We start from the raw sequence: 13,280 nt of genomic DNA on the forward strand, positions 1-13,280 counted from the left end.
GTCGCAGCGGTGGCACGAAACCCCGGCCGTGCCGGTTCTCGCCGCGTCGATGGGGCGCGGTCTGCGTCGCCTGTGACTTGGCGTCACCCCGCCCCCGGTTCAAGCCCGTTATGGCCTGTGTGACGATCCGTCCTCGCGCGTCGCCTGGCGGGCCGAGAAGCTCGCCTTCGGCCAGAAGATCTCCACCTCGGCGCCGGCCGTGCCGCGCCGGTTGCCGAAGGAAATGGTCGCGCCCGAGCGTTCGAGGAGGGTCTTGGCGATGAAGAGGCCGAGGCCGAGCCCGCCGCCGGCCTTGCGGTCGCGCGGCTCGCGGTTCGACATGTAGGGATCGCCGATGCGGGCGAGAACCTCCGGCGTGAAGCCGGGGCCGTCGTCGAGGATTTCGAGCGTGACGCCCCGCGCCGACCAGGACGCGCGGATGAGGACTTCGGTCGCGGCGAAGTCGACGGCGTTCTCGACGATGTTGCCAAGCCCGTAGACGACGCCGGCATTGCGCCGCATCACCGGTTCGTCGGTATCGCGCTCGCCCGCCTCGACGCGGATCTCGACGCCGAAATGACGGTGCGGCTCCGACACTTCCTCGACGAGCGAGAGAAGCGGCAGGCGCGCCATGTGCTCCTCGCTGGAGGAGGAGAGCGTGGTGATCTGGCGCAGGATGTCGCGGCAGCGCTCGGACTGCGCCATCAGGAGCTCGACGTCCTCGCGCTGCGGGTCGCCCTTCGGCGTGAGGCGCCCCATCTCCTTGGCGACGAGCGCGATGGTGGCGAGCGGCGAGCCGAGCTCGTGGGCGGCGGCCGCCGCCAGCCCGTCGAGGGCGGAGAGATGCTGCTCGCGCTGCAGCACCAGCTCGGTCGCGCCCAGCGCATCGGCGAGCGATCGCGCTTCGGCGGCGACGCGGTAGACGTAGATGCCGGAGAAGACGAGCGTCGAGACGATCGCGAACCACAGACCGCCGATATAGGACGAGGGCAGCTGCAGCGCCGACCCCTCCGCCCAGGGCAGCGGCAGGTGGAAGAAGGCGAGGACCGTCGCCGCGATGATCGACAGGAGGGCGAGCCCCGCCGTCGTCTGCGGCGGCTGCGTCGCCGAGGCCATCACCACCGGCACGATCAGGAAGACCGAGAACGGGTTCTGGATGCCGCCGGTCAGGAACAAGAGGCCGAAGGGCTGGACGACGTCGAAGGTGAGGACCGACACCGCCGCCCAGGGCGACAGGCGCCAGCTGCGGGGATAGAGCAGGCCGAGCCCGACGTTCAGCCCCGCCGACAAAGCGATGAGGAGGAGGCAGGGGCCGACGGGATAGGGATACCAGAGCCCGTAGGCGACGAAGAGGCAGGCGGCCGTCTGGCCGCCGACCGACAGCCAGCGCAGCCGCGTCAGCGTCGCCAGCCTCAGCCGCTGGCTTTCGCGCATGGTGCTGACGAAGGGCGGAAGGCCGAAAGGGGCGCGCGAAGTCTGTTCCATCGGAAATCAGTAGCGCGGCGGGGCGGGGACCGCCAGCAGCGGCGGCGGGACGTGGAGTCGCGGCGAGGCCGATCGGCGCCGGGGGAGGGAAGGCTTGCGCTCAGGCGGGCAGGGCCTGCGCAAGGGCAAGACCCGCGAGGCGGGCGGTGGAAAGGAGGCGGTCGAAGCCATGTCCGTTGCGCGCCTGGGCGGAAAGACCTGTCATGACGGTGCTGACGAAGTCGGTCAGATGTTCGGCCTCCTCCGGATGGCGCGCCGCGATATAGGCGCGGATCATGTCCTCTCCGGCGGCGCGGTAAGTGCAGGCTGACCGGCGCGCCTCGCGATCGTTGGAGCGTGTGCCCTCGACGACCAGGCAGCCGGCGGCGGCGGGATCGGCGGCATAGCGGCGGGCGGCCTCCTCCAGAAGCACCGCCAGGCATTCAGCCACGGGGCGGTCGGAGCGCAGGAATTCGGCAAGGGGAATAGCGTCGGCGCCGGAATAGCGGTCGAGGACGCGGGTATAGAGGCCGGCCTTGTTGCCGAAGGCGGCGTAGAAGCTCGGTGGATTGATGCCGAGCGCTTCGGTGACATCCGCGACACTGACAGCGTCGTAGCCGCGGGCATGGAAGAGCTTCTGGGCCGTGGCGACGGCCGTGTCGGAGTCGAATTGGCGGGGGCGTCCGCGCGGACGAGAATTATTTGTAGTACTCATTACAAAATGCCTTGACGGTGATTTTCACCCGAATTATGTAGCGCTTCCTATGTTAATTCTCAAGGAGGGCCCGATGGCCGCTTTTACCGATAAATCCGTTCTGGTCCTCGGCGGCAGCCGCGGCATCGGCGCCGCGATCGTCCAACGCTTTGCCGCCGACGGCGCGAAGGTCACCTTTACCTATGCCGGGTCCCGCGCGGCGGCGGAGCAATTGGCGAAGGACACGGGAAGCACGGCGCTTCAGGCCGACAGCGCCGACCGGGACGCGGTGATCGCCCGGGTGCGCGAGAGCGGCCCGCTCGACGTGCTGGTGGTCAATGCCGGCATCGCCGTCTTCGGCGACGCGCTGGACCAGGACCCGGACGCGATCGACCGGCTGTTCAGGATCAACATCCACGCCCCCTATCATGCTGCCGTCGAAGCCGCGCGACGGATGCCCGAGGGCGGCCGGATCATCGTCATCGGCTCGGTGAACGGCGACCGGATGCCCATTCCCGGCATGGCGTCCTACGCGCTCAGCAAGTCTGCCCTGCAGGGCCTGGCGCGGGGACTGGCACGCGATTTCGGGCCGCGCGGGATCACGATCAACGTCGTGCAGCCGGGTCCGATCGATACCGAGGCAAACCCGGCGGACGGCCCGATGAAGGATCTCATGCACAGCTTCATGGCCATCAAGCGCCATGGGCGGCCGGAGGAAGTGGCGGGCATGGTGGCCTGGCTCGCCGGTCCGGAGGCCGGCTTCGTGACCGGCGCCATGCACACGATCGACGGCGCCTTTGGCGCCTGACAACCCTGAAGCCCCGGGAAGGGCAGGCTCCGGCCTGCTCCTTCCCGGGGTACCGCCCTCTACGGACGACGTCGCAGGATCATGCCGCCATGGTGGAGGGTGTTTGCATCGACAAAGTCGCCGTCGGCAGTGAAGCCGGTGTCGTCCCAGTAGTCGATATGTGTGCCCGAGACTTCGTAGCGCCCGCGATAGGCGCTTTCGCGCGTGCCCCGCGCCTCGTCATAGCGGCCGTCCGGCAAAAGGGCGTGGCGCACCTGCCCGTCGTCGGTAACCCAGAGACCGACATAGGGATGGGCTGGGGGATGGGCTGGGGGATGGGCCGGCATTGTGGTCGTCTCCTGCGCCGCAGCCAGATGAATCGAAGCCAGCAGCAGGAGCGCGCCGCCGAGAGGGCCGCGCATCAGGCGGCCGTCCGCGTTGGCCGAACGACGATCTCGTTGACGTCCACGTCCTCTGGCTGTTCCAGCGCGTAGCGCACGGCACGACCGATCGCGTCGGGCTTCAGGGCGATGCTTCGATAGGTCTTCATCAGATCGGCCGTCGCCGGATCGGTGATGGTCCCGGCAAGCTCGCTTTCGACGACGCCTGGATGAATGCAGGTTACCCGAAGATTCTGATGCTCCTGCCGGAGCCCGTCCGATATCGCGCGGACGGCAAACTTCGTCGCGCAGTAGACCGCCGCCGTCGGGGAGACCGAGAGCGCGCCGATCGAGGCGATGTTGATAATGTGGCCGGAGCCGCGCGCCATCATGTCGGGCAGGACGGCGGCGATGCCGTAGAGGACGCCCTTGATGTTGACGTCGATCATCCGGTCCCACTCGTCGACCTTCAGCGATGCCATTGGCGAAAGGGGCATGATGCCGGCATTGTTGACGATCGCGTCGACACGCCCAAAGGCCGCGCGTCCGGCGTCGGCGAAGGCGGCGACGTCGGCCCGGTCCGTCACGTCCAGGCGCCGGATGGCGACCCGCGCACCCGCCTGGCGAAGCTCGTCCGCCAGCGCCTCGAGACGATCAATCCGGCGGGCGCCGAGCATCAGGGTGGCGCCAGCGGCGGCAAGCGTTCGGGCAATGCCCTCGCCGATCCCGCTGGAGGCGCCGGTAATGAGAACGACTTTGTCGATGGCCATGGGACTGTGCCTTTCCAAGGGTTTTTGACGTCGCCGCGAGCGATGGATCTGTGCTTCCCGCGGTTGCCAGGAACCTAGCGGCTTGCCATTGTCGCCAGAAGTCGCTCTCTCCTGAACATAATGGAAAGCTAGCCTAACCAATGCGGGCCGACCTCAATACTCTTGCCGTCTTCGCCGTGGTGGCCGAGGAACACAGCCTGCGGGCCGCGGCCGACCGTCTCGGCGTCACGCGGTCCGCCGTCAGCCAGTCCGTCCGCCGGCTCGAGGAGACGCTCGGCATCGCCCTCCTCCGGAGGACCACGCGCAGCATGAGCCTGACGGAGGCGGGCGAGCGGCTTCGCGCCGAGATCGCGCCGGCCCTTGCCGAGATGCAGGCGGCGGTCGACGGCACGCGGCAGTTCGGTGTGGCGATCCGCGGCCAGCTGCGGCTCGCCGTCTCGTCGATCGCCGAAACCGTCCTGTCCGGCCCGCTCCTTGCCGGCTTTGCAAGGGCGCATCCCGCGGTGGAGATCGATGTCCTCGTGACCGACGAGGTCTTCGACATCGTCGCGGAAGGCTTCGACGCCGGCATCCGGCTCGGCGAGGTGATCCAGCAGGACATGGTGGCGGTCCCCGTCTCGGGCGACCAGCGCCAGCTTGCCGTCTGCGCGCCCGCCTATCTCGAGGGCAACGCGCCGCCGCGCCACCCCGGCGACCTCGCGGCGCATCGCTGCATCGGTTGGCGCCCTGCACCGCGCGCGGCCCCTTATCGCTGGGAGTTCACCGAGGACGGCCGCGACTTCGCGGTGGCCGTGGAGCCCGAGATCACGACCAACGACATGGGCCTGATGGTCCGCCTCGCCCTCAGTGGCGCCGGCATCACCTTCGGCATGGAGGAGACGTTCCGGCCCCATCTCGATCGCGGTGAGCTCGTGCCGCTGCTCGAAGCCTTCTGCCCCCGCTTTCCCGGCTTCTTCGTCTACTATCCCAACCGCCGGAACATGGCCCCGAAGCTGCGGGCTTTTGTCGACCATGTGCGCCGGAGGCAGCCGGAGCTGCGCTGACCTGGCTCGCATCGTCGCACATGGCGGCCGCTTCCGGCAAAGGCCTGGACGGGGAAATCCATCGATGCTGGACGGTTCCGTCGCGGCCCAAGGCCTTGCACGCGGCACGCAGCGGACCGGCGGTCGCTACCGGATCGGTCGGCCGCGTCTCGCCGCCGCCCCTCACGTCCCCCGCGGCTTCGCCCGTGCCGTCGCGGTCGCCTCGGCCGGGTTTTCGGGCCAGGAGTGACGAGGGTAGCGGCCGCGAAGGTCTGCCCGGACGTCGCGCCAGGAGCCGGCCCAGAAGCCGGGGAGGTCGCGGGTGATCTGGATCGGCCGGTGCGCCGGCGAGAGCAGTTCCAGCGTCAGCGGCAGCCTGCCGTCGGCGATGGACGGATGCTCGGTCAGGCCGAAGAGCTCCTGAACCCTGACCGACAGCACCGGCCCCTCGGCATCGTAGCGGATCGGCAGGCGCGAGCCGGAGGGCACGTCGACATGCGACGGCGCCAGCGCCTCCAGCCGCCGCTGTAGCTCGGACGGGACAAGCGCACTGAGGGCGGTTCGCAGCGTGCCGGCATCGATGCCGGACAGCTTTGTCACGCCGGGCAAATAGGGCAGAAGCCAGTTCTCCAGAGTGGAGAGCAGGCTGTCGTCTGACAGGTCGGGCCAAGGCGCGCCGAAGGCCGCGGCGAGAAAGCGCAGGCGCAACAGCAGGCGCTCGCCCTCGCTGCCGAAGGGGAGGGCGGCAAGGCCGCGGGCACGGATGCCGGTCGCCAGCGCCGCGCTGGCCTTGGCTCCTTCGGGTACCTTGATCTGAGTCTCCGCCAGCGTCGCCTTCCCTAGCCGCCGCACGCGCCGGGCCCGCACCTGGCCGCTCGCGGCGTCGAAGCTGACGACCTCCTCCTCCGTTATGCGGTCGGCAAAGAGGCCTTCCAGCGATTCACGTGAAACAGAAAGCGCTGCATGGATACGCCCGTCGCGGGCCTGGCCCTGTAGTTCCGCAACGACGAGAAGCTTTGCGTCGGCAAGGCCCGAGCCAAGATCGACAACGCCGCCCCGGCCGTTGGCAAGGACGAAATGGCCGCGCGCGCCGCGCGCGACGGCTACCCGGTCGGGGAAGGCGAGGGCGAGGAGGGAGCCCGGCTCGACATCGACCGGCAACACGGACAGGGACTCGTCGCTGCCGCGGGTCCCGCCTGCGGCTCCGCCGAGATCGGCGCGACTGTTCTCGCGGCTGCCCTCGTGGCTGTCGCTCGTGCCGGCCCGACTGTCGCCGTTGCCACCGCGATCGCGTCGCGAATCGCCGCCCCCGCCGCCGGCAATGCGTCGTGCGAGCGTCTTCGCCGCCTGCGCCCGCGCTCCGCGGTCGATGCGAAAGCGTCGCAGACGGCTTTCCAGATCGACGTCCGTGCCGCCGAGGCCGCGCTCGGTGAGGAGCACCGCAAGGTCCGCGGCGAGTTTTCGCGCCGCGCCGGCACGGGCGACCATGGCGGCGAGGCGTGGCGGCAGTGGCAGGTCGCGCATGACAGCGCCCTGCGGCGTCAGGCGGCCTGTCTCGTCGAGCGCGCCGAGCGCGGTCAGAAGCGTTGCGGCCTCCGCCAGCGCCGGGCGCGGCGGCGGGTCGAGAAAGTCGAGGCTCTGCGGGTCGGCGACGCCCCAGGCGGCGCAGTCGAGGACGAGGCCGGAGAGATCGCTCGACAGGATTTCCGGCCGGTCGAAGGCGACGAGCCCTTCCGCCTCGCGCCACAGCCGGATCGCCCGTCCCGGCCCCGTGCGCCCGGCACGGCCCGCCCGCTGGTCGGCGCTAGCGCGCGACACGCGCACGGTCTCGAGGCGCGACAGCCCTGTCGCCGGCTCGAACAAGGGCAGGCGCCGCAGGCCCGAGTCGATGACGGTGCCGACGCCGTCGATGGTGATCGAGGTCTCCGCGATCGAGGTCGCGAGCACGATCTTGCGCACGCCCGGCGGGGCGGGGCGGATGGCGACGTCCTGCGCCGCCGCCTCCATCACGCCGTAGAGCGGGGCGACGAGAAGCTTTGGCGAGGCGAGCGGCGCCAGGCGCTCGGCCACCCGCTCGATCTCGCGCTGGCCCGGCAGGAAGACGAGGAGGCTGTCCGTCGTCTCGTCGAGCGCCGCGCGCACGGCCTCGGTGACGGCGTCCTCGATCGGCTGCGTGCCCGGACGGTCGCGGTAGGAGACCGTCACGGGAAAGGCGCGGCCGAGGCTCTCGACGACGGGCGCGTCGCCCAGCAGCGCCGCCACGCGCGCGCCATCCAGCGTCGCCGACATCACGAGGAGCCGGAGATCCTCGCGCAGGGCGCCTTGCACGTCGAGCGCCAGCGCCAGCGAGAAATCGCCGTCGAGCGAGCGCTCGTGGAACTCGTCGAAGATGACGGCGCCGACATCCGGCAGGTCCGGGGCGGCGAGGATCATGCGGATGAAGACGCCCTCGGTGACGACCTCGATGCGGGTGCGGGCGGAGACCTTGGTATCGAGCCGCATGCGCCAGCCGATGGTCTCGCCGACGGCCTCGCCGACAATCTCCGCCATCCGCCGGGCAGCGGCGCGGGCGGCGAGGCGCCGCGGCTCGATGAGGACGATCTTGCGGCCGCCCAGCCAGGGCGCGTCGAGGAGGTCGAGCGGCACCAGCGTGGTCTTGCCGGCGCCGGGCGGCGCGACGAGCACGGCGTTCGGCCCCCCGGCCAAGGCCGCGCGCAGTTCCGGCAGGACGTCGCGGACTGGCAGGAGCGGATATGCGCTCATGGCGCCCCGTCCGGAGAAGGCGGTCTTCCCAGGGGCGTTCGGGCTTGGGCTTCGGTGGATCGCGTCCCGGCGCCGAGAGGCTCGGTGCCGAGAGGCCCGGTGCTTTGCGCCCCAGTGCACTGCGCCTCGGCGCCTTGCGCGTCGAGATCGATGATCGCGCCGCCGGCGGCCTCGGCATCGGCCCGGTCATGGGTAACGAGGATGGCGGGAATGGCGCGCTCGCGCACGAGGTCGAAGACGAGACGCCGGACACTCTGGCGCAGCTCCGTGTCGAGGCGCGAGAAGGCTTCGTCGAGGAGCAGCGCCTGCGGCTCGGCGAGCAGCGTGCGGGCGAGCGCCACCCTTGCCGCCTGGCCGCCGGAGAGCGTCGCCGGATCGCGGGAAAAGAGGCCGGCGAGGCCGACATTGTCGAGCATCGCTTCCGCGGCGGCGCGGCGGCGCGCACGGCCGGTGACCGTCGGCACGAGGCCGAAAAGGAGGTTCTGGCCGACGGAGAGATGCGGCAGCATCAGCGCGTCCTGGAACAGCAGGCCGACGCGCCGTTCCTCGGGCCGCGCATGGGTGATGTCGCGGCCGCCGAGGAGCACCCGCCCCGTGGCGGTGAAGGCGGGATCGAGAAAACCGGCAATGGCGTCGAAGAGCGTCGACTTGCCCGAGCCCGAGGCGCCCATCACCGAGAGGATCTCGCCCGGCGCGATCACGCGGTCGAGCGCGACGAGGCGGCGATCGCCGAGCGACAGGCAGAGATTTTCGAGGACGAGACCCATCACGCCCTCATGCCGCGACGGCCGCGGTGAAGCAAGGCGGGCAGGAGGCTCGCGGCGAGGAAGACGAGGCCGGGCAGCAGTGTCTGAAGCACGGCGGTGACGCCGATGACGCGGCGGTTGCCGCCCGAGGCGAGCGCCACGGCCTCGGTCGTGATGGTCGGCAGGCGGCCGGCGCCGATGAGGAGCGTCGGCAGATATTGCCCGGCGGAGACGGCAAAGCCGATGGCGAGCGCCGTCAGGATCGGTCCGGCGAGGAGCGGCAGGCGCAGGCGCCAGAAGGCCGCGCGGCGCGACCGGCCAAGGCTTGCCGCCATCCTGTCATAGCGCGGATCGAGCGCGAACCAGGGCGCGGCCAGCGCCAGCGCGACATAGGGCGCGACGAAGACGAGATGGACCGCGACGAGGAGCCCCGTCGAGGGGGCGATGCCGGCCGCGAGGACGAGGATCTGCAGGCCGAAGATGAAGGCGACCTGCGGCACGATCAGCGGCAGGTAGAGGAGCGCGGCGACGCCCGGCGACAGCCGTGCCGGCCCGGTACCGGAATGCGTCCGGCGGCGCTGCTCCAGCATCGCCACGACGAGCAGCAGCGCCACCAGCGCCGAGCCGAAGCCGAGAACCGCCGTTCGCGCCAGCGGCGCGGCGAGGGAGGTCAAGCTGTCCCGCCAGCTGCGCAGGGTGAGCGTCGGCGGCAGGATGTCCGGAAACGTCCAGAGCCCGGCGATGGACCAGAGGGCGAGGAGAAGGAGGCCGAGCCCGGTGGCGGCAAAGGCGAGCGCGACCGGCAGCGCGGCGGCCCGTCGCATCGGCCGGTCGCGGTGAAACCGGGCGCCGCGCGCGGCCATGCGCCGGCAGACGAATGCCCCGAGGCGTTCGACGCCGAGCCAGAGGGCAAGGACGGCGAGCGTCAGGCCGAGCTGCAGCACGGCGCCGGCGGCGGCCTGGAAGCGCAGGGAGAGGTCGGGATCGCCCATCCATTCGACGAGCCGCACCGCCAGCGGCGCCGGGGTCATGGGGCCGAGGATCAGCGCCACGTCGACCACGGAGGAAGCGAAAGCGGCGACCGCAAGGACCGGCAGTCGGATCTGGCGGTAGACCGCGGGCCAGACCGCCAGCGTGAAGCCGGCCACCCGCCCGTAGCCGAGCGAGCGCGCGAGCTTCAACCCCCGTTCGGGATCGGCCTGGGGCAGCGCGGCGATGACGACGAGGAGGAGAAAGGGCAGTTCCTTGACGATCAGCCCCGCCATCATGGCAAGGCCCATGGGGTCGCCGACGATGAGGAGATCGGGCGGCGTCGTCAGGCCGAGAGGCGCGGAAACGAGGCGTACGAGGAGACCCGAGGGCGCGATCAGGAAGGCGAGGCCGAAGGCTGCCGCCGCATGCGGCACGCCGAGCAGGGGTCCCAGCCCCCGCCGCGCCAGGCGAAAGCCGCGCGTGCCGGCGAAGGCGGCGGTGAAGAGAAGCGTCGCGCCGACCGAGACGAGCGTCGTCAAAAGGCCGGCGGCGAGGCTGAGAAGGGCGGACGCGGCAAGGCCCGGCACGGCGAACAGGTCGCGGAACGGCTGCAGCGAGAACGCCGTGCCCCCCAGCGCCGGCAGATAGCCGAAGGCCGGCAGGATCACGCCGACGAGGCCGACGACGACCGGCGCGGCGAGGAGCAGCGCCAGCGGATGCGGCCAGCGGGTCAAGCGAAAAAACCGGACCGATCGGTCTGCGGGGCATGAGATAGGGCGCCCGTGCTGCCCTCGGTCATGCGGCATTCAGATGGAAGTCGACATGGATGCCGTCATAGGGAAAGACGATCCGCCCATCTTGCCCGCGTTCCAGAATGCCTTGTGACAGCAGAGCCGTGACGTCGGCATGGACCGCTTTGACGTCGCGGCCGACACCACGCGCGAGCCCGCGGATCGACATGGGTCCCGCACCCCTCATGGCCTTCAACAGCGCCCAGCGCTTGTCGGTCAGTACCTGCCAGATCAGATCGGGCGAGGCGAAGGAGATGTGGTGCCCCTGCTTCTCGCCTTTCATCGCGCCGGCGAAGCGGCGGCTGACGTCGTCCCGGGACGCCACCGAAAGCCTTACCATGGTCATTGTCGCCTCCATTCGTCGACGGCGGCCCAGAAGTCGGCCAGCAGTTTTTCTGCCGACAGGAACTGATAGGCCGTCTCACGTTCCCCTCGATGCCAGTGATCGCCCTTGCCGGCCTCGTTGTCGAAGCGCAGGACACAAACGCCGTTCTCTACATAGGCGAGGGAATACTTGAAGGGATGGTCCGATCCGCGAACCGGGAGCGGTACGCGCCAGACCGTCAGCGCCACGAAACAGGCGTCGCCCAGAATATGGCGTTCCCTGAGTAGCAATTCGGCCGCCATCGACGGTCATTCTGCCACTGAGACGCATGTTGTCAATGGCTCCAACAGCGCGTCCTTAGGACCCATACCGCTTCAGCCATTCCGCCTCGATCCGGCCCATCCAGCTCGGATGCGGCTCGGGCAGCACCGGCCCGAGCGCTTCCGGGGCGAGCGTCGCGGCGCCGCGGTCGATGGCGGCGAAGGCGGCACGGTCCTCGGGCGGAAGCCTGTCCATGGCGAGAACGGTCGGGTCTCCCCAGTATTGCGGGTCCTCCTTGCGGGCCTGCGCTTCGGGCGAGAGCAGGAAGTCGGCGACGACCTTCGCCCCGGCCTTGGCGCTCGAATTGAAGGGGATGGCGACGAAATGCGTATTGCCGAGCGTGCCCCTTGCGAAGGTGAAGGAGCGCACCGTGTCCGGCAGTTCGCCGGCAGCAATACCCCCCGAAGCCTCGGCCGGGTTGAAGGCGAAGACAATGCCGAGCTCACCGTCGGCGAGCAGCTGCTTCATCGCCGGGTAGTTCTGCGGAAAGGTCCGGCCCTGCCGCCACATCACCGGCGTCAGTTCGTCGAGATAGGCAAACAGCGGTTCCGTGACGGCGGCGAACGACGCTTCCTCCACCGGCCTCTGCAGCACGGCAGGGTCGGCGACGGCTTCCGACAGCACCTGCTTCAGGAAGGTCGAGCCGATGAAGTCCGGGGGCGCCGGATAGGAGAAGCGGCCGGGATGGGCCTTCGCCCAGTCGAGGAGTTCGTCGGCGGATTTCGGCATGGCGTCGATCGGGCCGGTGCGCGCGGTGTCGGCGAAGAAGACGAGCTTGGCCATGCCCCAGGGTGATTCCTGGCCGTCGGTCGGAAGGGTGAAATCGACGCTGACGGTCGGCTTGTTCTCCGTGTCGACATAGGCCCAGTTCGGCAGATCGGTGGCAAAGCCCGGGGCCAGCAGGCCCTGGCTCTTCATTGCGGCAAAGTTCTCGCCGTTGATCCAGACGAGGTCCACCGCCCCGTCCGATGTCTTGCCGGCCGCCTTCTCCGCCACGACGGTGGCGACCGCCGTCGCGGTATCCTCCAGCTTCACGTGCCGGAGCGTGACGCCGTACTCCGCCTCGAGCCGACCTGCGGCCCATTCGAGATAGCGGTTGATGTTCTCCGAACCGCCCCAGGCGTTGAAATAGACGGTCTGGCCGCGCGCCTCGGCAACCGTCGCCGGCCAGTCCTCGGCACCGACCGGGGCGCCGGCGAGGGGTTGCACGAGCACTGCGACAGCGAGCGCGCTGGCGAACCTGACAGGAATCTTCATATATTCACTCCGAGTCTTCCGCCACGCCCGCCCATCCCGTAAATCGACCGCGACATTGCCGGCGGGAAGCCCTAGATGTGCCGACAATGGCGACGAAGGCAACGGCCGGCGGCGCCGCGAGCCGCGTGATGACTGCACCGTGATGGACGGCGCAGCGACGAGCGGATATGAGCCGTCCCCCGGACGAGACGAGGACACGCAATGCCCAGCGAAGCCGCCACAGATTCCCGCAAGGCCCTCGTCCTCACCGGCGCCTCGCGCGGCATCGGTCATGCCACGGTCAAGCGCTTCTCGCGCGAGGGATGGCGGGTCATCACCTGCTCGCGCCAGCCCTTCGCGGAGGACTGTCCCTGGCCGGCCGGTCCCGAGGACCACATCCAGGTCGACCTTTCCGATCCCGAGGATGTGGGCTTCGCCATTTCCGAGATCCGGCGGCGGCTCGAGGCGAACGGCTCCAGCCTCCACGCCCTCGTCAACAATGCCGCGATCTCGCCGAAGGGCGAGGGCGGATCGCGGCTGGATTCCATCCGCACGCCCATGCACATGTGGCGCGACGTCTTCCAGGTGAACTTCTTTGCCCCGATCATGCTGGCGCGCGGCCTGTTCAAGGAACTGTCGAAGGCGCAGGGCTCGATCGTCTCGGTCACCTCGATCGCCGGCGGGCGGGTGCATCCTTTCGCCGGCACCGCCTACGCCACGTCGAAGGCGGCGCTCGCCTCGCTGACGCGCGAGATGGCCGCCGATTTCGGTCCCTCCGGCATCCGCGTCAACGCCATCGCGCCGGGCGAGATCGATACCGCGATCCTGTCGCCGGGTACCGAGAAGCTGATCGAGAACATTCCCCTGCGCCGCCTCGGCCAAACCTCGGAAGTCGCCGACATCATCTATTTCCTGTGCTCGAACCAGGCGAGCTACGTCACCGGCGGCGAGATCCACATCAATGGCGGCCAGCACGTCTGAGGCGGCGCGTCGCCGAGTGGGATCCGCTCCCGGCGGCCTAAGGCGCGCT

At 69.9% G+C, this 13,280-nt stretch carries 12 protein-coding genes and 1 pseudogene; 3 read left to right on the forward strand and 10 right to left on the reverse strand.

From position 1 onward, the window contains the following. Nucleotides 1–108 precede the first annotated feature (108 nt). Together Sa4125_RS22435 and Sa4125_RS22440 are read right to left on the reverse strand one after the other, a co-directional pair. Nucleotides 109–1,464: an ActS/PrrB/RegB family redox-sensitive histidine kinase gene (locus tag Sa4125_RS22435; protein ID WP_224001892.1), complete on the reverse strand. Its 1,356-nt coding sequence runs from the start codon at nt 1,462–1,464 to the stop codon at nt 109–111. Nucleotides 1,465–1,564: 100 nt separating this feature from the next. After that, a complete protein-coding gene (locus Sa4125_RS22440; protein WP_224001893.1) occupies nt 1,565–2,158 on the reverse strand; it encodes a TetR/AcrR family transcriptional regulator in 594 nt (197 codons plus the stop codon). A 73-nt stretch (nt 2,159–2,231) separates the two neighbouring features. Here Sa4125_RS22440 and bdcA point away from each other — a divergent pair, with 73 nt between their 5' ends. Continuing rightward, on the forward strand, nt 2,232–2,945 hold the full coding sequence (gene bdcA, locus Sa4125_RS22445; protein WP_224001894.1) for an SDR family oxidoreductase: 714 nt from the start codon (nt 2,232–2,234) through the stop codon (nt 2,943–2,945). Nucleotides 2,946–3,004: 59 nt separating this feature from the next. Here bdcA and Sa4125_RS22450 read toward each other — a convergent pair whose 3' ends face one another. Both Sa4125_RS22450 and Sa4125_RS22455 read right to left on the reverse strand, forming a co-directional pair. Further along, entirely contained in the window at nt 3,005–3,346 is a 342-nt protein-coding gene (locus Sa4125_RS22450; protein WP_224001895.1) for an Atu4866 domain-containing protein, read from the reverse strand. Next, complete coding sequence (locus Sa4125_RS22455) at nt 3,346–4,074, reverse strand: SDR family oxidoreductase (RefSeq protein WP_224001896.1); 729 nt, start codon at nt 4,072–4,074, stop codon at nt 3,346–3,348. The genes Sa4125_RS22450 and Sa4125_RS22455 overlap by 1 nt, the downstream gene beginning before the upstream one ends. Nucleotides 4,075–4,214: 140 nt before the next feature. Between Sa4125_RS22455 and Sa4125_RS22460 the strand changes: the two genes are divergently transcribed. Next, a complete protein-coding gene (locus Sa4125_RS22460) occupies nt 4,215–5,117 on the forward strand; it encodes a LysR family transcriptional regulator (RefSeq protein ID WP_224001897.1) in 903 nt (300 codons plus the stop codon). A 162-nt stretch (nt 5,118–5,279) separates the two neighbouring features. Here Sa4125_RS22460 and hrpB read toward each other — a convergent pair whose 3' ends face one another. The 6 genes and pseudogenes from hrpB to Sa4125_RS22490 all read right to left on the reverse strand — a co-directional run bounded on the left by hrpB (nt 5,280) and on the right by Sa4125_RS22490 (nt 12,271). Then, nucleotides 5,280–7,859: an ATP-dependent helicase HrpB gene (gene hrpB / locus Sa4125_RS22465; protein WP_224001898.1), complete on the reverse strand. Its 2,580-nt coding sequence runs from the start codon at nt 7,857–7,859 to the stop codon at nt 5,280–5,282. Between the two features lie 143 nt (nt 7,860–8,002). Next, a pseudogene (locus Sa4125_RS22470) lies at nt 8,003–8,626 on the reverse strand (ATP-binding cassette domain-containing protein); the annotation flags it as partial. Beyond that, a complete protein-coding gene (locus tag Sa4125_RS22475) occupies nt 8,626–10,311 on the reverse strand; it encodes an ABC transporter permease (protein ID WP_224001900.1) in 1,686 nt (561 codons plus the stop codon). The gene Sa4125_RS22475 and the pseudogene Sa4125_RS22470, both read right to left, overlap by 1 nt. A 61-nt stretch (nt 10,312–10,372) precedes the next feature. Then, nucleotides 10,373–10,714 carry a transcriptional regulator gene (locus Sa4125_RS22480; protein ID WP_224001902.1) on the reverse strand — a complete coding sequence of 114 codons (342 nt, stop codon included), beginning with the start codon at nt 10,712–10,714 and terminating at the stop codon, nt 10,373–10,375. Beyond that, complete coding sequence (locus Sa4125_RS22485) at nt 10,711–10,995, reverse strand: DUF6516 family protein (protein WP_224001904.1); 285 nt, start codon at nt 10,993–10,995, stop codon at nt 10,711–10,713. Before Sa4125_RS22485 ends, Sa4125_RS22480 begins: the two co-directional genes overlap by 4 nt. A 55-nt stretch (nt 10,996–11,050) precedes the next feature. Continuing rightward, nucleotides 11,051–12,271 (reverse strand): ABC transporter substrate-binding protein, encoded by a 1,221-nt coding sequence (locus tag Sa4125_RS22490; RefSeq protein ID WP_224001906.1) that lies wholly within the window; start codon nt 12,269–12,271, stop codon nt 11,051–11,053. Between the two features lie 201 nt (nt 12,272–12,472). Between Sa4125_RS22490 and Sa4125_RS22495 the strand changes: the two genes are divergently transcribed. After that, nucleotides 12,473–13,231, forward strand: coding sequence for an SDR family oxidoreductase (locus tag Sa4125_RS22495; protein WP_224001908.1), 759 nt, complete (start codon nt 12,473–12,475; stop codon nt 13,229–13,231). Nucleotides 13,232–13,280: the final 49 nt, after the last annotated feature.

Origin of the sequence: Aureimonas sp. SA4125 (assembly GCF_019973775.1) — a bacterium.
In the GTDB taxonomy this organism is placed as follows: Bacteria; Pseudomonadota; Alphaproteobacteria; order Rhizobiales; family Rhizobiaceae; genus Plantimonas.

Bases quoted from the DNA above. Each gene is read 5' to 3' on its own strand.
- Sa4125_RS22435 (WP_224001892.1), bottom strand. From the start codon at position 1,464: ATGGAACAGACTTCGCGCGCCCCTTTCGGCCTTCCGCCCTTCGTCAGC.
- Sa4125_RS22440 (WP_224001893.1), bottom strand. From the start codon at position 2,158: ATGAGTACTACAAATAATTCTCGTCCGCGCGGACGCCCCCGCCAATTC.
- bdcA (WP_224001894.1), top strand. From the start codon at position 2,232: ATGGCCGCTTTTACCGATAAATCCGTTCTGGTCCTCGGCGGCAGCCGC.
- Sa4125_RS22450 (WP_224001895.1), bottom strand. From the start codon at position 3,346: ATGCGCGGCCCTCTCGGCGGCGCGCTCCTGCTGCTGGCTTCGATTCAT.
- Sa4125_RS22455 (WP_224001896.1), bottom strand. From the start codon at position 4,074: ATGGCCATCGACAAAGTCGTTCTCATTACCGGCGCCTCCAGCGGGATC.
- Sa4125_RS22460 (WP_224001897.1), top strand. From the start codon at position 4,215: ATGCGGGCCGACCTCAATACTCTTGCCGTCTTCGCCGTGGTGGCCGAG.
- hrpB (WP_224001898.1), bottom strand. From the start codon at position 7,859: ATGAGCGCATATCCGCTCCTGCCAGTCCGCGACGTCCTGCCGGAACTG.
- Sa4125_RS22480 (WP_224001902.1), bottom strand. From the start codon at position 10,714: ATGACCATGGTAAGGCTTTCGGTGGCGTCCCGGGACGACGTCAGCCGC.
- Sa4125_RS22485 (WP_224001904.1), bottom strand. From the start codon at position 10,995: ATGGCGGCCGAATTGCTACTCAGGGAACGCCATATTCTGGGCGACGCC.
- Sa4125_RS22490 (WP_224001906.1), bottom strand. From the start codon at position 12,271: ATGAAGATTCCTGTCAGGTTCGCCAGCGCGCTCGCTGTCGCAGTGCTC.
- Sa4125_RS22495 (WP_224001908.1), top strand. From the start codon at position 12,473: ATGCCCAGCGAAGCCGCCACAGATTCCCGCAAGGCCCTCGTCCTCACC.